The 23,803-nt window shown below is 71.2% G+C and carries 22 protein-coding genes; 4 read left to right on the top strand and 18 right to left on the bottom strand.

Annotated features, from left to right (window positions below; translation table 11 throughout):
• Positions 1 to 3: 3 nt before the first annotated feature.
• The 12 genes from ACFHWE_RS02180 to ACFHWE_RS02125 form a co-directional block, all read right to left on the bottom strand.
• The gene (locus ACFHWE_RS02180; RefSeq protein ID WP_416598836.1) at positions 4 to 1,608 is read right to left on the bottom strand and encodes a hypothetical protein; all 1,605 of its coding nucleotides are present in this window, start codon (positions 1,606 to 1,608) and stop codon (positions 4 to 6) included.
• Entirely contained in the window at positions 1,605 to 2,591 is a 987-nt protein-coding gene (locus ACFHWE_RS02175; protein ID WP_416598835.1) for a hypothetical protein, read from the bottom strand. Before ACFHWE_RS02175 ends, ACFHWE_RS02180 begins: the two co-directional genes overlap by 4 nt.
• On the bottom strand, positions 2,588 to 3,490 hold the full coding sequence (gene cmr6 / locus ACFHWE_RS02170; protein ID WP_416598834.1) for a type III-B CRISPR module RAMP protein Cmr6: 903 nt from the start codon (positions 3,488 to 3,490) through the stop codon (positions 2,588 to 2,590). Before cmr6 ends, ACFHWE_RS02175 begins: the two co-directional genes overlap by 4 nt.
• Before the next feature lie 190 nt (positions 3,491 to 3,680).
• Entirely contained in the window at positions 3,681 to 4,130 is a 450-nt protein-coding gene (gene cmr5, locus ACFHWE_RS02165; RefSeq protein ID WP_416598833.1) for a type III-B CRISPR module-associated protein Cmr5, read from the bottom strand.
• Entirely contained in the window at positions 4,123 to 5,034 is a 912-nt protein-coding gene (cmr4, locus tag ACFHWE_RS02160) for a type III-B CRISPR module RAMP protein Cmr4 (RefSeq protein WP_416598832.1), read from the bottom strand. The genes cmr5 and cmr4 overlap by 8 nt, the downstream gene beginning before the upstream one ends.
• The gene (locus ACFHWE_RS02155) at positions 5,031 to 6,203 is read right to left on the bottom strand and encodes a type III-B CRISPR module-associated Cmr3 family protein (RefSeq protein ID WP_416598831.1); all 1,173 of its coding nucleotides are present in this window, start codon (positions 6,201 to 6,203) and stop codon (positions 5,031 to 5,033) included. Before ACFHWE_RS02155 ends, cmr4 begins: the two co-directional genes overlap by 4 nt.
• Entirely contained in the window at positions 6,200 to 8,071 is a 1,872-nt protein-coding gene (locus tag ACFHWE_RS02150) for a Cas10/Cmr2 second palm domain-containing protein (protein ID WP_416598830.1), read from the bottom strand. Before ACFHWE_RS02150 ends, ACFHWE_RS02155 begins: the two co-directional genes overlap by 4 nt.
• A complete protein-coding gene (gene cas6, locus ACFHWE_RS02145; RefSeq protein ID WP_416598829.1) occupies positions 8,068 to 8,853 on the bottom strand; it encodes a CRISPR system precrRNA processing endoribonuclease RAMP protein Cas6 in 786 nt (261 codons plus the stop codon). The genes ACFHWE_RS02150 and cas6 overlap by 4 nt, the downstream gene beginning before the upstream one ends.
• 243 nt (positions 8,854 to 9,096) lie before the next feature.
• Positions 9,097 to 9,636: a hypothetical protein gene (locus ACFHWE_RS02140; protein WP_416598828.1), complete on the bottom strand. Its 540-nt coding sequence runs from the start codon at positions 9,634 to 9,636 to the stop codon at positions 9,097 to 9,099.
• 4 nt (positions 9,637 to 9,640) lie between these two features.
• Positions 9,641 to 10,729: a helix-turn-helix domain-containing protein gene (locus ACFHWE_RS02135; protein WP_416598827.1), complete on the bottom strand. Its 1,089-nt coding sequence runs from the start codon at positions 10,727 to 10,729 to the stop codon at positions 9,641 to 9,643.
• Positions 10,730 to 10,868: 139 nt separating this feature from the next.
• The gene (katG, locus tag ACFHWE_RS02130; RefSeq protein ID WP_416598826.1) at positions 10,869 to 13,073 is read right to left on the bottom strand and encodes a catalase/peroxidase HPI; all 2,205 of its coding nucleotides are present in this window, start codon (positions 13,071 to 13,073) and stop codon (positions 10,869 to 10,871) included.
• A gap of 56 nt (positions 13,074 to 13,129) precedes the next feature.
• The gene (locus tag ACFHWE_RS02125; protein WP_416598825.1) at positions 13,130 to 13,561 is read right to left on the bottom strand and encodes a Fur family transcriptional regulator; all 432 of its coding nucleotides are present in this window, start codon (positions 13,559 to 13,561) and stop codon (positions 13,130 to 13,132) included.
• Positions 13,562 to 13,719: 158 nt separating this feature from the next.
• Here ACFHWE_RS02125 and ACFHWE_RS02120 point away from each other — a divergent pair, with 158 nt between their 5' ends.
• The 4 genes from ACFHWE_RS02120 to ACFHWE_RS02105 all read left to right on the top strand — a co-directional run bounded on the left by ACFHWE_RS02120 (position 13,720) and on the right by ACFHWE_RS02105 (position 16,298).
• Entirely contained in the window at positions 13,720 to 14,517 is a 798-nt protein-coding gene (locus tag ACFHWE_RS02120; protein WP_416598824.1) for an SAM-dependent methyltransferase, read from the top strand.
• 132 nt (positions 14,518 to 14,649) lie between these two features.
• Positions 14,650 to 14,886, top strand: a complete 237-nt coding sequence (locus ACFHWE_RS02115; RefSeq protein ID WP_416598823.1) for a hypothetical protein — start codon at positions 14,650 to 14,652, stop codon at positions 14,884 to 14,886.
• A 33-nt stretch (positions 14,887 to 14,919) separates the two neighbouring features.
• Entirely contained in the window at positions 14,920 to 15,117 is a 198-nt protein-coding gene (locus tag ACFHWE_RS02110; protein WP_416598822.1) for a ferredoxin, read from the top strand.
• The gene (locus ACFHWE_RS02105) at positions 15,114 to 16,298 is read left to right on the top strand and encodes an NAD(P)/FAD-dependent oxidoreductase (protein ID WP_416598821.1); all 1,185 of its coding nucleotides are present in this window, start codon (positions 15,114 to 15,116) and stop codon (positions 16,296 to 16,298) included. Before ACFHWE_RS02110 ends, ACFHWE_RS02105 begins: the two co-directional genes overlap by 4 nt.
• A gap of 131 nt (positions 16,299 to 16,429) precedes the next feature.
• On the opposite strand, the gene ACFHWE_RS02100 is transcribed toward ACFHWE_RS02105, so the two are convergent.
• The 6 genes from ACFHWE_RS02100 to ACFHWE_RS02075 all read right to left on the bottom strand — a co-directional run bounded on the left by ACFHWE_RS02100 (position 16,430) and on the right by ACFHWE_RS02075 (position 23,798).
• Positions 16,430 to 17,269: a siderophore-interacting protein gene (locus ACFHWE_RS02100; protein WP_416598820.1), complete on the bottom strand. Its 840-nt coding sequence runs from the start codon at positions 17,267 to 17,269 to the stop codon at positions 16,430 to 16,432.
• 63 nt (positions 17,270 to 17,332) lie between these two features.
• Positions 17,333 to 18,382 (bottom strand): Ldh family oxidoreductase, encoded by a 1,050-nt coding sequence (locus ACFHWE_RS02095; RefSeq protein ID WP_416598819.1) that lies wholly within the window; start codon positions 18,380 to 18,382, stop codon positions 17,333 to 17,335.
• Between the two features lie 31 nt (positions 18,383 to 18,413).
• Positions 18,414 to 20,114 carry a thiamine pyrophosphate-dependent enzyme gene (locus ACFHWE_RS02090; protein ID WP_416598818.1) on the bottom strand — a complete coding sequence of 567 codons (1,701 nt, stop codon included), beginning with the start codon at positions 20,112 to 20,114 and terminating at the stop codon, positions 18,414 to 18,416.
• 7 nt (positions 20,115 to 20,121) lie between these two features.
• The gene (locus tag ACFHWE_RS02085; protein WP_416598817.1) at positions 20,122 to 20,982 is read right to left on the bottom strand and encodes an amidohydrolase family protein; all 861 of its coding nucleotides are present in this window, start codon (positions 20,980 to 20,982) and stop codon (positions 20,122 to 20,124) included.
• A 119-nt stretch (positions 20,983 to 21,101) separates the two neighbouring features.
• Positions 21,102 to 22,307 carry an L-2-hydroxyglutarate oxidase gene (gene lhgO, locus ACFHWE_RS02080; RefSeq protein ID WP_416598816.1) on the bottom strand — a complete coding sequence of 402 codons (1,206 nt, stop codon included), beginning with the start codon at positions 22,305 to 22,307 and terminating at the stop codon, positions 21,102 to 21,104.
• Between the two features lie 36 nt (positions 22,308 to 22,343).
• Positions 22,344 to 23,798, bottom strand: a complete 1,455-nt coding sequence (locus tag ACFHWE_RS02075; RefSeq protein ID WP_416598815.1) for an aldehyde dehydrogenase family protein — start codon at positions 23,796 to 23,798, stop codon at positions 22,344 to 22,346.
• Positions 23,799 to 23,803 lie beyond the last annotated feature (5 nt).

Raw genomic sequence — 23,803 nt, 5'->3', positions numbered from 1 at the left:
TTCCTACCTTTCGTCACGCCAACGCCGATGGGACAGGGGTGCGGTGATGGGCCGGTCGTCCCACAGGATCTGGGAGAAGACGCCCGCGGCCAGACACCAGAAGGCGGCGGCGATCAGGATCGCCACCGGGTCCCCCAACTCGGAGGTCCCCGCCCAGACGCCCCGGAGCCTGTCCCCGTCCTCCCCGAAGACGGTGGTGACGGCGACCATACCGATCACCGCGACGAACAGGGAGTGCACCAGACCGGTCACGGCCACCGCCAGGGCCCGGCCGGCCAGGACCCCGGGGACGAACCTGCGCTCGTCCCCACTGGCGGTCCCGGTGTTGTGGTTGCGGACCTCCACGAGGAGGTAGCCGAAGGCGGCCCCGGCCAGCACGAGCGGCAGTTGCCAGTCCAGGGTGACCCCCTCCCACCAGGTGGGATGGAACGCCACCAGAACGATGAGCCCGACCGCCCCGGCCGCCGGAAGGCGCAGCATCAGCGGCATCGCCCACAGCCGCCCGAAGAAGACGGTGCCAGAGACGATGAGCGTGTAGACGAAGCCGATCGCACCCAGCGCCCAGTGGAACGTGACCGTTGCGGTGAACGCCGCCAGTGCCACGGCCGCCACCGCGATGATCACCGCCGCTCCAACCAGGACGTACCCGCCCAGCGCCCACCCGTTCCGGGTGTGCAGGTACAGCCCGCACACCGCCGACCAGGACCCCACGACGGCGAAGCGCGGAAGAAGGTGCTGTTCCACCGCCTCGCTAAGGACGGCCCGGTCCGCTGTAGTGGACGGGGGCGGTCCCACCCAAGGGGCCGCTTCGTCTCCCGCCCGTTCCGTCGGCGTGGACAGGGCGAGCGGCCCTCCACAGAAGGACCGTCGTTCGGGCACGGTGTCCTGGAAGGCGAGCGCCCGCACCTCCCGCTCCACCGCCGAGGGGGGAGCGTGGTCGAACAGTGGCAGGGCCTGGTACCGGTCGAGGTGGGCGCGCCACACTTCACGCGCCTCCCGCGTCTTGCGGACCAGGGGCACCCAGTTGTCGTTACGGCCGAAGAGGTGTTTGAGGTCCTCGCTCCGCCACCACGGTTCCCACTCCTTCTCACGGCCCCTGTGGCGGAAGGGCTCCGACAGGGCCAGGAAACGGGTGCGAGCCACCAGCGGCTGCACGTGCCGGTGGGTCCGGGCGCCGTCGCCGGTCACGTACCCCCACAGGACGTCGACGCACACCGTGAACACCGTCCACGCCTCCACCGCGTCCGCTTCGGCTGCAGGTCTGCCCTTGGGGGAGAGGAGAGCGGGAAGCACCGCGCCGAGCAGGTGTCCGGGGGCGTGGGCCAATGCCCTCACCAGGCTTTCGGAGGCCGGTCGCGCGAGCAGTTCGGACAGAGCCGAACATTCGCCCACCAGCTCCGCGTCGCTCCCGCTGATCAGGGCTTCGCTCAGTTCGCGCAGCGCGGCCCGGAACCCGGCGTTCCTCCAGGCCTGGGCATCGTTTTCGATGGCGTAGGGCCCGCGATCCGCGTGCGTCACGGCGCCGATGCCCGATTCCAGGCGTTCGACCAGGGGGGACTGAGGGGGGCCGAGATCGACGGGAACATCGTCGGGGGCTGCGTCCGTCACGGTTCCCCTCTCGTCTCGGGCGCGAGTTTGAGCAGGGCCATCCCGAAGGGCGTCAACCGCCACAAGCACTGATCCTTGATCCACTCATATGCGAACCCCGACCAGACCGCGTCCTGAGACGGCCTCCCCTTACCCGTGAAGTAACCGTCCTTTCCGAACCTGGCGAGCTTGCCCCGCAGGTCGTCGGACCGGGGCGAGCTCAGAGGGAGTTCGATCAGGCGCGGGGGTGTGGAGAACTCGTACTGGGCGTGGGCGGTGACCCGGGTGCCGTACAGGCTCCGGAGCGCCTGGGCGAAGCCCAGAAGGAAGGGAAGAGCAACGCGGAAACCGCCGCTGAGGTGGAACCGGCACGTGGATCGGGGGTCAGCCATGAGGTTCTTGATCTGGCCGCCGAACTCACCGAGCCGTTCCATCGCTCCGAGGAAGTCCTTGTCCTGTTCGGCGTCGAGGCCGGGCAGGCGGACGATGGCGACCCGGCCGGGGCCGGTCTCGACGCGGCCTTCGGGCTCGGGCAGGTAGTCCACCCGGTCCACCTTCCCTCCCGTCATCGCCAAGGCGTTGAACAGGGCTGCGCGCAGGCCACGGCCCGTGTCGCTGGCGATGAGGAGGACCGTCTCGTTCTCCCCGACCCGGTGACTCGCCTTAGCGGGGTCGGCGGCCAGGGAGGCGAGTTCGGCGCTGATGTGCGAGGGCCACTTGTCGGGGCGGATGGCCGTGAGGAGGTCCTCCAGCTCCTCACGTGCTTCGCCGGAGTCGGAGGAGGTCTCCTTGACGAGACGGTCGGAGACGCGGTCGGCCTCGTCCTTGCGGTCGGGCAGCTCATAGTTGGGGTCGTGGATCCGATCGCGGGCCCGGTGGATCTCCTCCGCCAGGTCGTAGTCGCCCACGGCGTCCTCGATCCGCTCCTCGCTGTCGGCGAGGAGCGTGTCGAACAGGCTCAGTCCCACGGTGGCCACGTGCACGGTGACGGGGCGGTCGGTCACGCGTCCTCCTCGTCCACTGTGGAGCAGTCGAAGTAGCCGTATCCGGCGGTGGTCCGGCCGCCGCCGCCGAGTTCCTCACCGGCCTCAGCCAACCATGCGGACACCGCGTCCAGGTCGCCGCCGTCATCCCCGATCAGGTCCACGTGCATCCGGCCGCTGACGGACAGGAACGGCACCGGGACCGGGTTGTGGTGTTCTGCCGGGGGGCGGGCGTTCCTCTTGGTCTGCGCGTCCTTGTGGGCCTTCGGGTCGGTGCTGGTGTAGTAGGGCTGCTGGTGCGGGGTGATGACGTCATCGTGGACCGTGACGGCATCGGGCAGGGCGTCGAGGAAGCGGACCGTGCCCCGGGTGTGCTCCTCAGTGGTCGGCCTCGGGTCCTGGTCACCGCGCGGCCTGGGGCCTCCCAGCGCCCGGACGATCCTCTCCGTGTCGGCCCCGGCGCTACGGGCGCCGGCCGCCGCCAGACCCTTGAGGGTGGATGCGGGCAGGCCGGGCCAGCCGTAGGTGCCGTGCAGGGCCAGGCCGTTGTCAAGCACCCCGAACTGGAGGCCGAGCCCGGAGGCCATACGCCACTCCACTGTCAGGCGCAGCCTGCGCACGTGGCGGCGGTCGGGATCGAAGGCGGCCCACCGCCGCAGGAAGTGGCGTCTGCGCTGGAGGACCGCGTTCTGGAGGCCGGATCCGCCTTGGCCGAGCCTGTGTTCGGTGGCCCAGCCGTGCAGGGGGACGTGGTTCTTCCAGGGGTTGGTACCGCCGTCGACGGGTTCGAAGGACAGGCGGCGCAGGATGACGAGCGCGTTGGCCTCCGGACCGACCCCCCTCCCCGAGCCGTGCGCTGTCTCCTGGAGCACGCTGGTGGGTTCACCCGTGGCAGAGGGGGTGTGTTCGACCTTGAGCACCCTGCCGAGGGGACCGTTGGCCGGGTACACCGAACCCCGGCCGCCGGAGGGACGCCCCCTGTCGCGAGGGCCGCCTCTGCCTCCCCCGCCACGGGATCCACCCTGGCCAGGGCCGCCTCCGGGTCCCCGCCCCGGAGGGGGGCCGGGCTTCGGGCCGCGGGGACCCTTGGCACCGAAGGCAGTCATGGGGTTAGGCCGGTCCGCCACTGTCGCCCCCTTCCGTGGAAGCGTCGTCGGATTCGGCGCACAGGGCTTCAGCGAGCCTGCTGAGCCAGACCGACAGCGCCTCCACCTCGACGGAGATCCGCGCGTAGTCGTGGACGTCGGCATCCGCCAGCGCCGCAAGGAACCGCTGGGGATCCGTCCGGCGTCCGGCCCCGGTCAGGAGCCCCCGGTCGGCGACGTGCGCGGCGACGCGTTCGGCCAGGCGGTGGTACGCCTTCTCCAGTTCGTTGCCGCGGGCGTCGGCCTTGGAGAGCACGAAGGCGTAGGTGGCGGCCAGCCCGCTGCCGCGCAGCCGCATGGGCAACTGCCGCATGCGGGTGCGCAGTTCGGGCGTGACGTGGTCTCCGAGGATCCGGTGGGCGACGCCGGCCATCGACTGGTCGACCCGCCTGGCGCCACGGCTGTTCTCACTCACCGGCGTCCTCCGTGATCAGCCGCGGCCACACCAGCCCCTTCCCGAGGGTCTCGTCCCCGCCGATCTGAAGCGCCGTCCCGTTGAGCAGTCCGCTCAGGAGTTCCCGGTGCCGGGCGTCGTGCCCGGTGTCCGGGGTCTCCCTCAGGGTGAGCACCGCGGCCAGCAGGGTTTCGGTGGGCAGGTACTCGCTGGTGAACGGCCCGTGTTTGACGGTCTTGGTGGCCGGGTCGAGTTGGACACGCACCGAGTGCTCGGTGCACTCGCGCAGCAGTTGGCCCATGACCGAGGTGCCGACCAGGAGCAGGTCGGAGCGGAACTTGTTCGCGAAGTACGCCAGGTGGGAGCCGTCGCCGATGCCGTCGGCGGCGATACGTCCGGCCCAGTCCGCCAGTGGGTCAGCGGCGTCGCCCTGGGGGAACGACACCAGACACGGCCCCAGCACCTGGTCCGATTCCGACCATTGCGCGTCGGTGGCTGCTCCTTGGTCGTCGGCGACCTCGGGGACCTCCAGGGGTTCCCCCGTGCGCCGCATACGGGCGTACTTGCGGGACAGCCGGGCCAGGGCCACCGAGGAGGTGGCCCAGGCGAAGGTGCGGCGCAGGGTGGGCACCGGGAGGGCCACCAGTTGGGCGTCGCCGACGGCGAGCAGTCCGGCGGTGGGGTTGACCCCCGGATCGCCGTCGCTGCTCTGGACCGCCTTGCCGAACACGCGGTCCAGGTCGCCCGCGTCCCATCCCGCGTCGTGTCCCGCCGCGCGCAGGGCGCCCTTGAGGCTCTGGCCCCACACGACGGGATAGCCGGTGGTCGCCTCCCGCTGGATGGGCAGGTCGAGGGAGCCCTCTGCGTCGGCAGCCCCGGCGTGCAGGGGTGACTCGGTGTACAGGTAGAGCAGATAGCTGGTCACGACCACACTCCGGTCAGGATGACGCCGAACCCGGCGGTGGCCAGGCTGATCTCCCTGTTGCGGCGGACCCGTTCCTGGAGGGGCAGGGCCCTCCCGTGGTACTGGTCGGCCCAGCGTTCGGCGTCATCGGCGTTGGGGAACTTCAGAAGATAGACCGCCCCGGGCGGGACGGCGTAGTAGAGGGAACGGGAGTTCTGGAACTCCGCCCAGTTCCGGCTCGGTGAGGCCGTGGCCACGGCCAGCGGTTCCTCGACCCTGGCAGCGACCAGCGCGGCCCCGGAGCTGCGGATCGGCGGGTACCAGCCGCCCGGCCAGACGGCGGGGGTGGCCGCGTAGACCAAGAGTCTGCCGTTGGGGAAGGAGAGTGGCCGCTCGGGCCAGTCCATACCGGGGGCGGGTTCGATGTCGGCCAGGCGCGCCATACCGCCGAAGCGGACCGGTCCGGTGGCCTCGTCCAGGGGGCGATGCCTGTCAGGATGGGGCGTGACGTGCGCTGCGAAGGCCCACCGCTCCCTCAAGCGCAGGTGGGTGGCCTGGTAGAGCGCGCCCTGGCGGGCGGTGCGCGTGGCGCGGTCCAGGGCCAGCCCGACCCGTGTCTCGGGTTCGAAGGGCTCCTCGGGGGCGAGTCTGAGCCGCCTCCTGGCCACCCTGCCGCCAGGGGCGACCAGTGTGCCGTGCAGGTAGTCCTGCAGGGCTCGGCCCGACATCCACCCGCTGAGGGTCTCGGGATCGTCGACGCCGTCGGGGACGGCGAAGGTGCGCAGGCGCGCTCCGTGGTCGGCGGCTTCCTCGTCCAGGTCGCTTCTGGTTCCGTCCTCGGCCCGCTCCAGGGCCGACATACGCCGCACGTCACCGCGCGGGGGGTGGACGAGGTCGGCGGGGACGGGGAAGTAGGGCTCCCATTCCCGCCCCTGCGATCCGCGACGCCGGGCCAGGACTGGTCCGCGCACGCTCTCCGGTTCACCGCCCAAGCCGCCGTCCCTGGAAGCGAGGGCCCCCGCGACGGTGGAGGGCCAGGGGCGGACGGTCTGTGCGCTGCCGCCGGTCCCGGCGTCGAAGGAACGGCCGTCGCGCACCTGGACCGTGTCGTGGGGGCGCAGCAGGAGCCATCGCTCTCCCAGGCCCCTACCCGAATCGGCGAAGGGGGTCGGGACGTGCGGTGTGTTCACTGGGCCTCCTGACGCAGGAAGAGGGCGACGCGGACCGCTCCCTCATCGACCAGGCGCTTGCCCGGTGCCATGCGCTCCAGGGCGCGGGCCGCCTCAACGGCGAAGGCCCTGCGTTCCGCACTGTCCTTCTTCTTCGGGATGCTGTCGTCCTCGCTCACCTCTTCGCCGGTCGCGGTGGTCAAGGACGTGTGGCGCTGCACCAGGCGGCGCATCTCCGCCCGGGCGACCTCTCGGTCCAAGGCTTCGTAGCCGCCCTGGTCCTGCTCTCCCCCGCCGTCGAGGTGCACCTGTTCGGTGAGCAGGTCAGGAAGCAGGCGCGGTGACAGCCGGGCACGGGGGTGGCTGTCGTAAGAGGCGAACAGGTCGAGGGCATCGACCGGGGAGCCCTCCGACGCGGGTGCGCCGTCCCGTCGCTCCTGCCACGGCAGGACGCATTCCGCGTGGCTTCCGCTGCCTCGGATGAACCCGACGCCCAGGCTGTTCTTGCCGTCGCGTTCCTTGGCCTTCTCCAACAGTTCGTGCGCCTGGGCGAGGGCACGGCGGAGCGAGGAGCCGTGGTGGAAGAACAGGATGCCGTTGCTCGCGTGCGGCAGGCCAGGAGCGATGGCCGACCGGGCGGTGCGGGCGGCCTCCAGCGCGCGGGCGGCGGGGACGAGGGCGAGCAGGTCGTCGCCGCCCGCGTAGACCACGAACCCGCCCACCCGTTCGACGGCTTCGCGCTGGTCCCGTGCGGTGCGGGCGAGTCGGCCCGAGACCTCGGTGTGGACGGTGTGTCCCTGGGACAGGTCCATGTCGGACAGATAGCGCCCCATGGAGTCCAGGTCCTGGACCAGGACGGCCAGGTGGGGTGAGGGTGGCCGGACGCCGTGTTCGGACATGGTTCGGGCGAGTGCGTCGGCGGCCTCACGTCCGTCGCGGACCGCGGAGGCGAACTTCGGTTCGCCGCGTCTGGCCTCGGACGCCTCAGGGGAGTCGGTGAACTCGCGGGCGAGGACGTCGAGGTGCCAGGATTCGGGAAACACCCAGCGGCTGCCGCGACCGCGCAGCCACCTGGGGTCGCCCCCCTCGGGTTCCTCGGGCAGGCCGGCCGTGGGGGGTTCGGTGATCGGGTCTTTGCCCAGGGCAAGGGCGGCCCGGTGGAGTCGGCTGACGAGGGCACTGATCTCGGGCACCGTGTTCCACCGTTCCAGGACGGCACGCCGGTAGGGGCTGGAGGCGATGGCGTTGGTGGAGGAGAAGGTCACACGACTGCCGGGTTCGGTGTGCTGCCACAGGCGCTTGGCCCAGTTGGCGACGGCCAGCCGCTCGTCTTTCATGTGCTCGAGCGCCTTGGCCGGGACCTCCGCGGAGCGCCAGCGCGGGGAGAGCATGCACAATTCACCGGGGGTGTCATCGGGCTGCTCGAAGTTCCGGGTGTTCTTGCGCTGGGCCAGGGACCGCTGGGCCCGGTCCCACTGGTCGGCGTAGGACGCGGACGGGTCGGCGGGCACGCTCACCCACTGCACCGTCGGCCATCCGGGGGTCGCGTGCATGTGCCGTCCGAAGACGTCGTACACCCACTTCTCCCACACGGCGTCCAGGCGGTCCTTGGTGTCGGAGGCCGCCGTGCGACCGGTTCCGGGTTCGAGTAGGGCCACGACGCGGTTGGGCATCCCGTCTCCGACGCCATCGGTGCCCTCGCCGGTGGGGGCGGGGAAGACGATCGTCGCCCCGTGGGCACTGACCAGTCGGCTGACCGCCTTGTCGGCCAGGTGGGCGACGATCTGGCTGCCCGAGCGGAGATCCGCGGTGGTGCGGGATTCGGTGATGTAGCGCTGCACGCCGGAGAGGGCGATGACGACCAGGTCGCGCGGGTCGTTCCCGCTCATCTGCCTCCGATCGGTTGATGGTTCTGGCTGTGAAGGGTGGTGTCGATGGGTCCCGTGTTCCTCTCTCGGACAGTGCTGTCCTGTGAGGCGGGCAGGTCGTATACGTGGACGCGGACGTGACCGAGGCCGTGAGTGGTCTGTGCCCCGGCCCCGGCGAAGGCGGCGAACGACCACAGGGCAGCGAAGGCCCGCTGCGCTGCGTGCGAGGTGCGGGGCGGCAGGCCGAAGACGGCGCGGCCGACGAAGCCCACACGCTGGCCCGAACCGGCGCCGACGGCGGCGGTACGGATGTCGTGGCGTGCCAGGTGGACCGCGCCCAGGAGTTCGGTGACCGCCTTGGAGGGCAGCGGTCGGGGACTGTAGACGTCCCAGCGGCGGGCCAGACCCGCGAGGAGGAGTTCGGGTTCGGGCAGGGGGAGCTGTCGGCCGGCCCGACTGATGTAGGCGGGGGTGACGAACTCGACCCGCACCTTCACCGAAGGCGGTGCGGCCGCGAGGCGCGCGTAAGGGGCCGTGTTCCGGTCGCCCGGCTGGAGGCGGTGGGTGCGACCGCCCAGCCGGGCGGACGTGTCCGGCCGGGAGGGCAGTTCCGGCTCGGTGGGATCGTCCAGCCAGCTCAGGAGCAGCCGATCACCGGCGAGAGCCGCGGTGAAGGGCTTGACCTGCGCGGTGTGGTCGTCCCCGGGCTCCTCCAGGAGGGTGCAGGCCAAGGCGTGCAGGTGCGCGGGGCGTACGGGCCCGGAGGGCCGGGGTGTGAGGGTGAGTGTCCACCGGGTGGGCACACAGTTCTCCCGAGTGGCTGAGGGGTGCTGTGGCGTCGGGATGCGGTTTGCCGCGACGTGGCGATCACGCTAGCAGGACCGGTTGCACGCTGTCAGGAAAACCGTGCGGAAGTGGCCGGTTCCGGCACAGGTCTGGCGCATGTGATGGGACATGGGCTAGAGAGGGGTCGGAGCCCGACCAACCCGCAGGGCATGGGGAACAGCTACACAGGCTCATTCCGGCGCAGCACTACCGCACCGGATCTATCGGAGCAGCTTCTGCTCCCGGGACCAGGACTCGAAACCGCCCCTCGCAAAAGGAAGGCGCATGCCCGAATCCCGGAGTGCGTCGGCCAGGACCGAGGCGCCCGCCACCGTGCAGTCTCCCCTCCGGCAGGCATCGGCGATCAGCCCCATGGTTCCGCAGACGGACAGGCCGTGCCTGCGGGCGACCTTGCGCGCGAACCTGTCGTCTAGAACGAGAACGCCTCCGCGAAGGTCGGCATACGCGCACAGCATGGTCTCGCCGACGTTGTGGTCATCGGTCAGGCCCATGCGACCGGCCCACTCCGCGTAGGCGACGAGAAAGTCCAGTGAATCGGTGGGGACCGTGCTGATCCACGCCGCCTGCACCACCTCGGCATACGCTTCGGCGTCGTTGCGCCGGATCTCGTCCAGGACCGATCTCGTGGTCAGGCACGGACGTTCTCTGGCCAGGTCTCCCAGAACGTCCAAGCGGTCGGCCTTGGCGGCGTGCAGGAGCGGTGAGGCGTCGAACAGGAACGGGGCGTCGAAGGAGGACAATCCGCTATTCCTCGGTGAGTTCCTTGAGAGTGATCTGGCCGTGCATCATCTCCACGGCGCGCGTGGGGGTGATGAGTTCTCTTCGCACGGCTTCCACCACCGCGGAGGCGTAGCGGGGGGAGACACGGATGGAGTCCAGGTCGGCCTGGGGCTTCCACCCGAGCGCGTCCTTGAACTCGACGTCGGTGGGCGCGCCAGCGCGCAGCCTTCCAGCTTCCTCCTGGCGGGACGACTCGCTGCGCTGGAGCTGGGTGAGGGCGAGCCCCCAGGAGACCCGGTAGGTCGCCGAGAGCCACACCAGGGTGTGGCGGCGGTCGCGCTCGGCCACCCCTTCCATGGCGGCGCGCACCCTGGACACGGGGAGCAGGAGTTCCGCGGCGAAGACCTCGATCATCCTCTCCCGCTCCTCGCGGGAGGCGTGGACGCCCAGGTCGGTGGAGAACTCGTCGCCCAGGACCATGTGCCCGAGTTCGTGGGCGGCGGTGCTGCGCCGTCGCCCCGGCTCCTGCTGCGTGCCGACGACGGCCACGGCGACGTCCCCCTCCACCAGGGAGGCGCCGTCCGAGGGCAGCGGGACGACGGCGAGGAACTGCCCGGCCCGCTCACACACGTCCGCGACCGATTCGATGGGGTCCGCGTCCAGCCCCAGGCGGGTGCGCAGCCACTCGGCGGCTTCGCGGGCGCTGCGGGGGTCGGAGACCTCGCCCGGGTAGCGGAGCAGGGGGTTCGGCCGCAGTACACCCAGGTCGATGAGCTGGTGGACCTCTCTGGACCACTGCGAGAGGCAGGCTTCGGTCCGGTAGGCGCTGCGGGCCGCAGCGCTGTCTCCTGCGCCGCTCTGCTCGGTGAACGCGGTCCTGCGTGAGACCACCTCGGGCACGGGTGCGAGGAAGTGGGTGACGGGGAAGTCGAGTTCCCCGGCGATGAGGGTCAGCTCCATCGCGTCGATGCGGCGGTCGCCCTTCTCCAGCTTGGAGATCATGCTGCGTTCCAGGCCGATCCGGTCGGCGAGCTCCTGTTGGGACAGTCCCGCCGATGCACGGCTCTCCCGCACCCGTTCGCCGATGCGCGCCCAGCTCAACTCATCCACCATGTGTGCGATCATCGCACATTTGGCGCCGCTCGTGTGCGGTGCACCGCACACACGGGGTGCGGAACCCGGACCACGGCACGTCGAGGCCGGCCCGACCTCGACGGTCGGGCCGGCCTCGGCCTCACGGGCTACCCGGCGCTCACACCAGGTCGAACCGGTCGGCCTCCATGATCTTCACCCAGGCGGCGACGAAGTCGTCGACGAACTTGCCCTTGGCGTCGTCGGAGGCGTACACCTCGGCGAGGGCGCGCAGCTCGGAGTTGGAGCCGAACAGCAGGTCGACGCGGCTGCCGGTCCACTTGACCGCGCCGGAGGCGTCCTTGGCCTCGAAGGTGTCCGAGGTCTCGGAGGTCTCTCCGGTCGGGGTCCAGGTGGTGCCGAGGTCGAGCAGGTTGACGAAGAAGTCGTTGGTCAGCCGCTCGGGGGTCTCGGTGAGGACGCCGGTGGTGGAGTTGTCGTAGTTGGCGCCCAGCACGCGCAGGCCGCCGACCAGGACGGTCATCTCCGGGGCGCTCACGCCCAGCAGGTTGGCCCGGTCGATGAGCAGGTACTCGGCGGGCAGGCGGTTGCCCTTGCCGTAGTAGTTGCGGAAGCCGTCGGCGACGGGCTCCAGGTAGGCGAAGTTGCCGGCGTCGGTGTGCTCCTCGCCCGCGTCCACGCGGCCGGGGGTGAAGGGCACGGTGACCTCACGGCCCGCGGCCTGGGCGGCCTGCTCCACGCCCACGCCGCCCGCGAGGACGATGAGGTCGGCCAGGGAGACCTTCTTCTCCGAGGAGGCGTTGAAGTCGGCGGCGATGGCCTCCAGCTTGCCCAGGACGGTGCGCAGCTCGGCCGGGTTGTTGACCTCCCAGTCGATCTGCGGCTCCAGGCGGATGCGGGCGCCGTTGGCACCGCCGCGCTTGTCGCTGTCGCGGTAGGTGGAGGCGGAGGCCCAGGCGGTGGAGACGAGCTGGGAGATGGTCAGGCCGGACTCGGCGACCCTGGCCTTGAGCGCGGCGACCTCGGCGTCGCCGATGGTCTCGCCCTCCTGGGCGGGCAGCGGGTCCTGCCAGATGAGGTCCTCCTGCGGGACCTCGGCGCCCAGGTAGCGGACCTTGGGGCCCATGTCGCGGTGGGTCAGCTTGAACCAGGCGCGGGCGAACGCGTCGGCGAACTCCTGCGGGTTCTCGTAGAAGCGGCGCGAGATGGGCTCGTAGACCGGGTCGAAGCGCAGCGACAGGTCGGTGGTGAGCATGGTCGGCTTGTGCTTCTTGCCGGGCTCGTGGGCGTCCGGGATGATCTCCGGGGCGTCCTTGGCGATCCACTGCTGGGCGCCGGCGGGACTGTGGGTGAGCTCGTACTCGTACTCGAACAGGTTCGTGAAGAAGCCGTGGCTCCACTCGGCGGGCGTGGTGGTCCAGATGACCTCCAGGCCGGAGGTGATGGTGTCGTTGCCCTTGCCGGTGCCGTGGTTGTTCTTCCAGCCCAGGCCCTGCTGCTCCAGGCCGGCGGCCTCGGGGTCGGCCTCCAGGTTGCTGTCGGGGGCCGCACCGTGGGTCTTGCCGAAGGTGTGCCCGCCGGCGATGAGGGCGACGGTCTCCTCGTCGTTCATGCCCATGCGGCCGAAGGTCTCGCGGATGTCGTGGGCGGCCAGCAGCGGGTCCGGGTTGCCGCCCGGCCCCTCCGGGTTGACGTAGATGAGGCCCATCTGGACGGCGGCCAGCGGCTTCTCCAGGTCACGGTCGCCGGTGTAGCGCTGGTCGTCGAGCCAGGTGGTCTCGGGGCCCCAGTAGACGTCCTCGTCGGGCTCCCACACGTCCTCGCGTCCGCCGCCGAAGCCGTAGGTCGGCAAGCCCATCGACTCCAGGGCCACGTTGCCGGCGAGGATCATCAGGTCGGCCCAGGAGAGGTTCTGGCCGTACTTCTTCTTGACCGGCCAGAGCAGGCGGCGGGCCTTGTCGAGGTTGACGTTGTCGGGCCAGCTGTTGAGCGGGGCGAAGCGCTGCTGTCCGGCGCTGCCGCCGCCGCGGCCGTCGTGGGAGCGGTAGGTTCCGGCGCTGTGCCAGGCCATGCGGATGATGAGCGGCCCGTAGTGCCCGAAGTCGGCGGGCCACCAGTCCTGGGAGGTGGTGAGGACCTCGGTGATGTCGGCCTTGACCGCGTCCAGGTCCAGGGCCTTGAACGCCTCGGCGTAGTCGAAGCCCTCGCCGAGCGGGTTGGCCACGGCGGGGTTCTTGGCGAGGATCTTCAGGTTGAGCTTGTTGGGCCACCAGCCACGGTTGCCGCCGCCCTCGGTGGGGTGGGGAGCGCGGCCGTGGGCGACCGGGCAGCCTCCGGTGGCGGTTGCTTCGTGGTTTTCAGACATCGATGTCCTTCCGAGCCAGGGAGGAGGTGAACACAGGGAAGCGGGCGCGGGCGGCGTCAGGAGCCGTCCGCGTTGGAGCAGTCGGGACACAGGCCCCAGTAGACGACCTCGGCCTCGTCGATCGTGAAGCCGCGGTCGTTGGACGCGGTCAGGCACGGCGCGTGGCCGATGGCGCAGTCGACATCGGCGATGGCCTCACACGACCGGCACACCACGTGGTGGTGGTTGTCGCCCACGCGCGTCTCGTAGCGGGCCACAGAGCCCTGTGGCTGGATACGCCGCACCAGGCCCGCGCTGGTCAGTGCCTTGAGCACGTCGTACACGGCCTGGTGGGAGACCGCCCCGATACTGCCGCGCACGGCGCCGATGATCGACTCGGTGTCGGCATGCGGGTGTTCGTGCACGGCGGACAGCACAGCCATCCGGGGACTGGTCACCCGCAGCGATGACTCGCGCAGCATGCGCTCGAAATCCAAGGGTGTCGGCATGTCTCGAAGTCTGCCCGCTTTTCTGGAACAAGTCAAATGATGTGATGGAACCAGTCAAACAACGTAGTAGGTCAGGCGTGGCAGGCCAGGGCGGAATCCCCTGTCCCCCAGGGGCTCCGGAGCCCTACTCTGGTTCCCGAACGAGACGGAAGGCACCCATGTCGCACACCCCACCCGCCCCCATCGACACTTCCCAGCCCCACTCCGCACGCGTCTACGACTACTGGCTCGGCGGCAAGGACAACTACCCCGCCGACCGGGCGATGGGCGACCAGATCCTGTCGGTCCTGCCGATGATCGGCGAGATGGCGGTCCAGAACCGTGCCTTCCTCAAGCGCACGGTCCGCTACCTGGCCCAAGAGGTGGGCATCCGCCAGTTCCTGGACATCGGCACCGGCCTGCCCACCGTGGAGAACACCCACGAGGTGGCCCAGGCGGTCGCCCCCGAGTCGAGCATCGTCTACGTCGACAACGACCCGCTGGTGCTCACCCACGCCCGCGCCCTGCTCACCAGCAGCCCCGAGGGCCACACCGCCTACATCGACGCCGACCTGCGCGAACCGGAGAAGATCCTGGCCGAGGCCGGGAAGGTCCTCGACCTGGAGCAGCCGGTCGGACTCATCCTGCTGGGGGTCCTGTTCCACTTCCCCGACGACGAGGTGTACACGATCGTGCGCACCCTGGTCGACGCCCTGCCCCCGGGCAGCCACGTGGTACTCACCCACGCCACCAACGTCGCCACCGGCGAGGCCATGGAGGAGTCGGTGCGCATGTGGAACGAGTCCTCCCCCGCCTCCATCATGCTGCGCACCCCGGAGCAGATCGAGGGCTTCCTGGAGGGGCTGGAGCCGGTCGAGCCCGGGCTGGTCTCGATCACCCAGTGGCGCCCGGCACCCGCCGAGATCGGTGAGCCCCAGCTCATGGACGAGTTCGGGGTGGTGGCCCGCAAGGCCTGAGCCGTCGGGCCTCACGCGCTTCCGGGCCGGGCTTGCACAGCCCGGCCCTCGGTGTTCCCAGGGGCGCCTGCGGAGAGTACTTTGTGACACGGAACACTCTTCCGGTCACCTCCCGTACTCAGGAAGGCCGACGTGATCCCCTCCCTCCACGACACACCGCCCGCCCCGCCGCCGAGGACCGACCCCCACCTGGGCGCCCTGCGCGCCCTGGCCCGCGGGGACGGCGAGCGCGTCCTCCTCGCCGCCGACGACCCCGCTACCGTCGAACCCGTCGTGCCCACCCTGGACCTGGCCGTACCCGCCGAGGAGGTCGGCTTCGCCTTCGAGGGCGTCGCCTACGGCCCGCACTCCCTACCCGTCACCTGGTGAACCGCAACCGCGGACAGCGAGAAGGAGAACCCTATGCGCGTGGAACTCGACGAACCCAAGTGCGTCGCCTCGGGGCAGTGCGTGGTCATCGCCCCCGACGTCTTCGACCAGCGCGACGAGGACGGCGTGGCCGTCATCCTCGAGGAGCACCCGCCCCAGGACCAGAGGGAGGACGTGGAGGAGGCCGTGGCGGTCTGCCCCGCCGCCGCCCTGCGCCTGGTGGCCGAATGAGGCGCGTCGCCGTGGTCGGTGCCTCGGCCGCCGGGCTGGCGGCGGTCGAGACGCTCCGGCGGCAGGGGTTCGGCGGCGAGGTGGTGCTCATCGGCGACGAACCCCACCCGCCCTACGACCGGCCGCCCCTGTCCAAGCAGATCCTGTCCGCGCGGTGGGAGCCCGACCGGCTGGCGCTGCGCACCCCCGACGTGCTGGAGGGCCTGGACGTCCGGCTCCGTCTGGGCTCGGCCGCCACCGGACTCGACACCCGCGCCCGCGAGGTGGTGCTCACCGACGGGGAGCGCGTCGCCTACGACGGACTCGTGGTGGCCACCGGCGTACGGCCGCGGCGGCTGCCCGGCACCGGCGGGCACGTCCTGCGCACCCTGGAGGACGCCCTGGCGCTGCGTGAGGGGCTCAGGCCCGGCCGACGCCTGGTCGTGGTCGGCGCCGGGTTCCTGGGTGCCGAGGCCGCCGCATCCGCCCGGGAACTGGGCTGCGAGGTCACCATGGTCGAACCCGCGCCGGTCCCGCTGGCGCACGCCGTGGGCGAGGAGGTGGGCCGGGTGCTCTCCCGGCTGCACACCGAGCGCGGCGTGGACCTGCGCACCGGCACGGGCGTGGCCGAGGTCCACTCGGACGGGGTGGCCCTGGAGGGCGGCGAGACGATCGGCGCCGACGAGGTGCTGGTCGCTGTCGGGTCGGTGCCGGGCACCGACTGGCTGGCGGGCAGTGGTCTGGAGGTCGGCGACGGCCTGGTCTGCGACGCCTACTGCTCGGCCGCGCCGGGCGTGTACGCGGCCGGGGACGTGGCGCGCTGGGAGCACCCCCGGTTCGGTTCGATGCGGGTGGAGCACCGCACGCACGCCGCCGAACAGGGGATGGCCGCCGCACGCAACCTGCTGGCACCCGAGGGGAAGGGCAAGCCGTTCGCACCGGTGCCCTACTTCTGGTCGGACCAGTACGGGGTGCGGATCCAGGCCTACGGGCATCTGCGGGGCCACGAGGAGACGGCGGTGGTCGAAGGAGACCCGGGCTCGGACCGGTTCGTGGTCGCCTACCGCGCGGGCGGGCACGTCACCGGGGTGCTGGCCGTGGGCGTCCCGCCGAAGGTACTGCGCTCCTGGCGCAGGGCCGTCGCCGACGGCGCGCCGTGGAAGGACACGGTCGAGGGGGCGGTCGCCGATGCGGTTCGATGAACGCGAGGTGGGGGCCGCCGCCGGCGCCGACCTACTGATCGACGGCGGTCATGCGGCGTGGATCCGCTGGCACACACCGCGTCCCTGACGGACCCGTGCCCGCCCCGGCCGGGGCGGGCACGGTGCGATCGCTAAGCGCCGTCCTGTTCGCGTTCCACCTGGCGGTTCCAGTCCTGCTTGCCCGCCTGCCAGCCGTCCTCGTTCAGGCCCAGGCGCCAGTAGCCGGAGATGGACACGTCCTCGCGCGGCAGGCCGCGCTCCTTCAGCAGCAGGCGGCGCAGTTCCTTGACCGACCCCGCCTCGCCGTGCACGAACGCATGGACGCGGCCCTCAGGGAAGGCGAAGCCCTCCACGGCGGCCACCAGGGCCTCGCCCGCCGGTGCGTCGCCCCTGTGCACCCAGGTCAGCGCCGTCTCGGCGGCCGACTCCAGCTTCTGCTCCTCCTGGGGTCCGGCCACCTCCACGAACACGTGGGCGCGGGCGTCGGCGGGCAGGCTCTCGACCGACGCCGCGATGGCGGGCAGCGCGCTCTCGTCGCCCACCAGCAGGTGCCAGTCCGCGTCCGGGTCGGGGGTGTAGCCGCCGCCGGGGCCGACGAAGCGCACCTCGTCGCCGGGCCGGGCGCGGGCGGCCCAGGGGCCGGCGAGCCCCTCGTCGCCGTGCAGAACGACGTCGATCGCCAGTTCCCGCGCCTTCTCGTCCCACCAGCGCACGGTGTAGGTGCGCATGACGGGCCACTGCTCGCGCGGCAGTTCCTCGCGGATGCGCGCCAGGTCGAAGGGGAAGGGGTACTCCACCCCCTCGGGGGTGAAGAGCAACTTGACGTAGTGGTCGGTGAACGCGCCGACGGTGAGGTCGGCGAGGCCGGGACCGCCCAGCACGATGCGGAGCATGTGCGGGGTGAGCCGCTCCACGCGCTGCACCTGCGCGAGTCTGGCCCGCGGTCTCCTGCGCTCGGGACGCTCTGCCATGGGGCCTTCCTTCCTCATCGGGGCCGCCGCCGGGGCCGGGCCCGGTGGGGCCCGGCCGCGCCGTCACACCTGGGGTACCTGGACGTCCAGCTTCTCGGCGGCGGCGGTGATCTGCTTCCAGACCTTAGCCGCCACCGGCACCCCGTTCCCCGAGCGGTCCACGGCGACCGCCGCGCTGTTCTCGCCCGGGTAGCGGATCTCGGTGCCCTCGTCGGCGCGCGGCAGGCCCTTGAGCGTGTCCAGTGCGAGCGCGACGTCCTCGGCGTAGGCGTCGGCGTCACCGAAGGCGGCCGGGTCGAACGCGATGACCAGGGCGTTCTGCCGGTGGACGCGCCCGTCGGGGTCGTCGCCGTGGAACGAGGACAGGATGGGGGCCTGCACCAGGACGCTGGTGATCAGTTCGAAGAGCAGGGACATCCCGGCGCCCTTGGCTCCGCCCAGGGGCAGCGGCATCTTGGCCAGGTTCGGGTCGGTGGTGGGCACGCCGTCGGCGGTGGCCGCCGCGCCCTCGGGGAGTTCGGTGCCGCTGTTGCGGTACTGCGCGATCTTGCCGAGGGCGATGGTGGCGGTGGCCATGTCCAGCAGGACGGGCGGCCGGCCCCGGGCGGGGACCGAGATCGCCAGCGGGCTGGTGGCGACGGCGGCGCCCTTGACGCCGGTGTAGGCCATGTTGGGCATGCCGGCGACGAAGCCCAGTCCGATCAGCCCCTGCTCGGCGATCCTGGAGGTGTAGTAGCCGATCGCGCCGGTGTGGACGGTGCGGCGGACCGCGACCGTGCCCACGCCGTTGGCGCGGGCCCGCTCGGCCGCCTCGTCGGCGGCGATGCTGAGGGCGACCGGGCCGGGGGCGCGGTCGGCGTCGACGACGGCGACGCCGGGCACGGTCGACTCCACCGTGATGTCGGCCTCGGCGTTGGCCTCGCCCGATGCGAGCAGTTCCAGGTAACGCGGGACGCGGGACATGCCATGGGAGTCCACGCCGCGCAGGCTGGCCCAGGTCAGCACGTCGCTGATGGTCCGCGCGTGCTCGGGTGTGGTGCCCGCGGCGCGGAACAGGTCCGTGACGAACGCGGCGAGCGCGTCGGCGGGGACCACGGTCTTGGGTGGTGCCATCGGTGTACTCCGTTGTGGTCGGTGGCTGTGGTCAGCGGGAGACGGCGACGTTGACGACGGCGGTCGTGCCCTCGCGGACGGCCTTGAGCGCCCGGGCCAGCGCCGGGGCCAGGTCGGCATTGGAGGTGACGCTCTCGGCGTGCATGCCGAAGGGTTCGGCGAAGGCAGACAGCTCGGGCTGGCCGCTGAGGTCGGTGCCCAGGAAATCGCCGGTCTCCACGGCGGCGCCCTCGGGGTAGAACCGCAGGTGGTTGAGTTTCATCGACCGGTACTGCCGGTTGTTGAACACGACGACGAGCAGCGGCAGCCCGTAGGTGCGGGACGCGTCCAGAGACTGGACGATGGGGTTGTACATGAACGCGCCGTCGCCGACGGTCAGGACGACGGGCCGCTCGGGTGCGGCGAGCTTGGCGCCCAGCGCCCAGGCGATGCCCTGTCCGAGTCCGCCCTGCACGTACAGGTAGGAATCGGGGGTGGACCTGCGCATGTGGCGCTGGACCAGGCGGCTGTGGGTGATGGTCTCGTCCACCACCACGGGGTCGTCGTCGGCGAGTGCCTCGCGCAGGGCGGCGACCAGCCCGACCGGGTCGATGTCCGCGCTCTCGGCGGCGCGCCGCTCGGCCGCCTCGAAAGCCTCGGTGTCGGCGGAGCGCCGCTGGAGCTGGGCGGCGCTCCGCCGCTCCAGGAGTGCTGCGGGGGCGGCCTTCCCACCGGCGATCCGGGTCATCTCCCGCAGGGTGGCGGCCACGCCGCCCTCCAGGTAGTGGTCGGCGTAAAGCACCTGGTAGGCGATGTGTGGGCGCTGCGGGACCTCGTCGATCACCACCACCTTGGCCTTGGCGGGCCGCCTGCTCGGCGGGTAGAACGGCGCGCGGCAGTTCACCAGCAGGATGAGGTCGGCGGTGTCCATGAACGGTTCGATGTCGCCGCCGGCGTGCAGTGCGTGGTCGCGGGGGAAGTTCACGCACACCGCGGAACCGGGTTCGACGACGGGGATCCGCAGGGCCTCGGCGAAGCCGACGAGCGCCTCCATCCCGTCGGCCTCGCGTCCGGTGGTCTCGGTGACGATGACCGGGTTCTCCGCCTCGGCGAGCAGGTCCAGGACCCGGGCCGTCTCGGCCGGGGCGCTGACGGTGGTGCCCTTGGCCGCGACGGTGGAGGTGTTCCGGTCCTCCCACGGCTCCAGCAGGACTTCGAGGGGGACGTTGAGATAGGTGGGGCCGGCGGGGGCCCGCTCCGCCATCTCGGCGGAGCGGGTCACCATGGTGTACAGGGTCGAGACGCTGCCCGCCTGGTTGGCCCACTTGACGAAGGGCTGCGCCATCGCGTGGGGGCCGCCCACGACCGACAGGTTGCGGTACCACTGGCCGCCGGGGTCGGGCCCGTCGCCGTCACCGTAGGTGGTCGATTCCGAGGAGGCGACCACCATGGGGGCGCCGGCGAGGAGGGCGCCGTGGATGGCCATGGAGCCCTGGAGGAGGCCGGGCCCGGCGTGCAGCAGCACGCCCTGGGCCCGGCGGGTGAGGAGACCGTAGCCGGTGGCCATGCCGACGGCGACGGTCTCGTGGGTCAGGTCGAGGTACTTCGGGCACGGGACCCCGTCGCGGTGGCGGCGGGCGAGCGACTCCCACGCCGGGGCCCACTCGGAGCCCGGCGAGGAGAAGATGTAGTCCGCCCCCGTGCGCTGGAACGCTGAGACAACGGCGTCGCCGCCGTCGAGATGGCCTGTCATGGTGACCTCAGTTCTCGATCGGCCAGTCGAGGACGTCGCAGATGCCGCGTCCCATGATCCACTCCAGCTCCTCGGCACTGAGGTCGAAGTGCTTGGTGAACTGCTCGATGGTGTCGGTGTAGCTCAGTCCGTGGCCGAGCAGCCGGGTGATGTCGGTGCCCCAGAAGCAGCGCTCGGGGCCCATCTTGTCGACCATCTCGCGCACGTACTTCTCGATGTTGAGGTTGGGGAAGGGCTGCGTGGAGTAGCCGGGCAGGGCGGAGACCTTGACGTAGATGTTGGGGTGCTTGTTCAGGTCGGCGGTCTCCTGGACCCAGTAGCCGATGGCGTCGTCGACACAGCGGGCCATGATGCCCATGTGGTCGATGATGATCTTCAGGTTCGGGTGCCGCTCGGCGATGGCGCCGAGTTCGGCCTTCCAGATGGGGGCGTGAACCATGGTGGGGATGCCGAGCTCCTCGGCGACCGGCCAGTACCAGTCGTTGGTGCCGTCGATCATCCAGTTGCGGTCCTGGGGGCGGTGGAAGGTCAGCCGGGTGCCCTTGATGTGGGGGTTCTGGGCGAAGTCCTTGAGCATCGCCGTACCCTCGACCGGGTCGTCCTGGGGGATGCGGGCCATGATCCCGAAGCGCTCGGGGTGGGCCTCGCAGGCCTCCAGGGAGTAGTCGATGCGGTTGCCCTCCCAGGAGGGGGGCAGGATGAGCGCGCGATTGACGCCGGCCTCGTCCATCAGTTCGAGGCACTCCTCGTAGCTGAAGGGCTCTTCGCGGTGGCCGTTGAGGCGGATCCGCTCGCGGGCTCCGGGGACCCAGGGGCGGTCCGGGGTCTCTTCCTTCCAGATGTGCACCTGGGAGTCGACAACGAACATGGATTTTTCCTTCTGTCTCTGAGTGACCGGCTACGGATTCGACAATAGGGATGGAATGGGCTTTTGCGGAGTCCTTGCCGTGCAATCGGTCCTTGCACGGAGCGAAAGGGTCGCGGGGTTCAGCGTGCTTTCTCGCCGTGAACGGTGTCGACCACGTGCTCGGCGATGGCCATGGACGACGTGGCGGCCGGAGAGGGTGCGTTGCGAACCGTCGTCACACGTCCGAGCCGGTGGATCCGGAAGTCGTCGACGAGGGAGCCGTCGCGGTCCAGCGCCTGGGCACGGACACCGGCGCCCCCGGTGACGACGTCGTCGAGGGTGATATCGGGGACGTACCGGTACGCCGATTTCATATAGGCGCGTTTGGAGAAAGACCCCTGCATCTCCTTGATCCCGGTGCGCCAGTGCCGCATTCCCATGGCCCAGAAACCGGGCCAGGAGAGATAGTCGGCCACGTCCCGTGGGCGTATGTCGGAGAGTCTGTAGCCCTCACGGGCGAAGGCGAGGACGGCGTTGGGTCCGACCTCCACGTCCCCCGACACCCGGCGGGTGAAGTGCACGCCGAGGAAGGGGTAGCGCGGGTCGGGGACGGGGTAGATGAGCCCGCGCACCATGTGGGTGCGTTCGGGGCGCAGCAGCATGTACTCGCCCCGGAAGGGGGTGATCCTGGGTCCGGGCCCGTCCCCGGCCATGCGGGCGACCCGGTCGGTGTGCAGCCCCCCGGCGACGATCAGCTCGCCCACGGACACGTTCCGGCCGCCCGCGAGGATCCGCAGCCCGTCCGGTGCCTCCTCGATCCGGGTGACCGGCGCGTTGAGGCGGACCTCGCCGCCCGCGTCGGCGATGTCGGCGGCGAAGGCCTCGGCGACGCGCGTGTAGTCAGTGATGGCGGTGCGCGGGGAGTGCAGGGCGGCCACCCCGGCCGCGTGCGGTTCGATGTCGCGGATCTCCTCGGGCCCCACCCGCCGCAGGCCGGGGACGGCGTTGGTGTCGGCCCTGGCGTAGATGTCGTCGAGCCGCGCCACCTCGCCGCCGTCCAACGCGACGACGAGTTTGCCGCACTCGTCGTAGGGCAGGCCGCGGTCGGCGCAGTAGTCGCGCAGCATGTCCCGGCCGCGGGTGCACAGGCGGGCCTTGAGGCTGCCGGGCTTGTAGTACAGGCCGGCGTGGACGACCCCGGAGTTGTGGCCGGTCTGGTGCGCGGCCACCCGGTCCTCCTTCTCCAGGACCACGACCCGGGTGTCCGGGCACCTGATCGTGATCTCGCGGCCGATCGCGAGCCCGACGATGCCCGCGCCGACGATACCGACGACCTCGTCAGCCATGGTGGTTCCCCCGTTTCCGGTTCTGGGGCGGGACCGTCACGAACCGGTGTTGATCGCGACGGTCTTGACACGGGTATAGAAGCGCAGTGCCTCCGTGCCCTGCTCCTTGAACGCCGAACCCGAGTCACGGAAGCCGCCGAAGGGGTGGTGCACGTCCCAGCCGATGGTCGCGGTGTTCACGGCGACCTGGCCGCACTCCACCTCGTCGACGAAACGGTGGGCGAAGGCCAGGTCGCGGGTGAAGATCGCCGCAGACAGGCCGTAGACGGAGTCGTTGACCGCCTCGACGGCCTCGTCGAAGCCGTCGACGGCGCGCACGGCCAGGACCGGGCCGAACACCTCGTGGCTCCAGACGTCCGTTTTCGGGTCCACGTCCACCAGCAGTGTGGGGTTGACGTAGCAGCCGTGGGCGCGCGCCTGGTCCGTGGGCGCGTCGCCCCCGGCGCGGACGAGGGCGCCCTGTTCGACGGCGCGGGTGATGTCGGCGAGCACGGAGTCGCGCTGGGAGGGGCTGACCAGGGGGCCCATGGTGGTGCCCTCGGCGGTTCCGGGCCCGACGGTCAGCCTCTCCAGGCGCTCGCACAGCAGGTCGACGAAGCGGTCGTGGACCTGGCGGGCGACGAGGAGGCGGCTGGTGGCGGTGCAGCGCTGTCCGGCCTGGCCGAAGGCGGCGGCCATGACGGTGTCCGCGGCGGCCTCCAGGTCGGCGTCGGCCAGGACGACGGTGGCGTTCTTGCCGCCCAGCTCGCCCTGGAAGCGCACGTTGCGGTCGGCCAGGCGCACGCGCAGGCGCTCGCCGACCCCGTTGCTGCCGGTGAAGGTGAGTGCGGCGATGCGGGGGTCGTCGAGCAGGGCGTCGGAGATCTCGGCGGTGCGCCCGGTCACGACGTTCAGCACCCCGGCGGGCAGGCCCGCGTCGTGCAGTGCCCGCGCCAGGTGGAGGGTGGACATCGGGGTCTCGCTGGCGGGCTTGATGACGGCCGCGTTGCCCGCCGCCAGGGCGGGGGCGAGCTTGCGGGCGGGGGTGAGCAGCGGGTCGTTCCACGGCGTGATGGCCAGGACCACGCCGATCGGTTCGCGCTGGACGCTGGCCCTGGTTCCGGGCCTGGCGTCGTGCAGCAGGGTGCCGTACCCCTCACGGGCCAGGGCGGAGTAGTACTCGAAGAAGTCGGCGGCCTTGCCGACCTCGCCGGTGGCCTCGGCCAGGGTCTTGCCCATCTCGGTGACCAGGGACCGGGCGATGTCGTCGGCGCGCGAGCGCAGCAGGGCGGCGGTGTCGGTGAAGATCCGCGCGCGGACGAACGGGGAGGTGCGCTTCCACTCGGCGAAACCGGCCTCAGCGGCGTCGTAGGCCCCGGTGACCTGGTCGGCGGTCAGTGCCGGTACACGGGCGGCCGGCTCGCGGACGTCGGTGGGGTCGTAGACGTCGACCGTGCGCTCGGAGCCCAGCCACCTCCCTCCCGCAAGGATCTCCATCTCTCGAACAGGCATGGCCG

This window comes from Nocardiopsis sp. LOL_012 (assembly GCF_048060475.1).
In the GTDB taxonomy this organism is placed as follows: Bacteria; Actinomycetota; Actinomycetes; order Streptosporangiales; family Streptosporangiaceae; genus Nocardiopsis.
Note: the sequence above shows the minus strand (reverse complement) of the source record. Positions and strands in the feature narration are given on the sequence as shown.

Bases quoted from the DNA above. Each gene is read 5' to 3' on its own strand.
- ACFHWE_RS02110 (WP_416598822.1), top strand. From the start codon at position 14,920: ATGCGCGTGGAACTCGACGAACCCAAGTGCGTCGCCTCGGGGCAGTGC.
- lhgO (WP_416598816.1), bottom strand. From the start codon at position 22,307: ATGGCTGACGAGGTCGTCGGTATCGTCGGCGCGGGCATCGTCGGGCTC.
- ACFHWE_RS02150 (WP_416598830.1), bottom strand. From the start codon at position 8,071: ATGAGCGGGAACGACCCGCGCGACCTGGTCGTCATCGCCCTCTCCGGC.
- ACFHWE_RS02125 (WP_416598825.1), bottom strand. From the start codon at position 13,561: ATGCCGACACCCTTGGATTTCGAGCGCATGCTGCGCGAGTCATCGCTG.
- ACFHWE_RS02085 (WP_416598817.1), bottom strand. From the start codon at position 20,982: ATGTTCGTTGTCGACTCCCAGGTGCACATCTGGAAGGAAGAGACCCCG.
- ACFHWE_RS02075 (WP_416598815.1), bottom strand. From the start codon at position 23,798: ATGCCTGTTCGAGAGATGGAGATCCTTGCGGGAGGGAGGTGGCTGGGC.
- ACFHWE_RS02095 (WP_416598819.1), bottom strand. From the start codon at position 18,382: ATGGCACCACCCAAGACCGTGGTCCCCGCCGACGCGCTCGCCGCGTTC.
- ACFHWE_RS02105 (WP_416598821.1), top strand. From the start codon at position 15,114: ATGAGGCGCGTCGCCGTGGTCGGTGCCTCGGCCGCCGGGCTGGCGGCG.
- ACFHWE_RS02120 (WP_416598824.1), top strand. From the start codon at position 13,720: ATGTCGCACACCCCACCCGCCCCCATCGACACTTCCCAGCCCCACTCC.
- katG (WP_416598826.1), bottom strand. From the start codon at position 13,073: ATGTCTGAAAACCACGAAGCAACCGCCACCGGAGGCTGCCCGGTCGCC.
- ACFHWE_RS02090 (WP_416598818.1), bottom strand. From the start codon at position 20,114: ATGACAGGCCATCTCGACGGCGGCGACGCCGTTGTCTCAGCGTTCCAG.
- ACFHWE_RS02100 (WP_416598820.1), bottom strand. From the start codon at position 17,269: ATGGCAGAGCGTCCCGAGCGCAGGAGACCGCGGGCCAGACTCGCGCAG.
- ACFHWE_RS02135 (WP_416598827.1), bottom strand. From the start codon at position 10,729: ATGGTGGATGAGTTGAGCTGGGCGCGCATCGGCGAACGGGTGCGGGAG.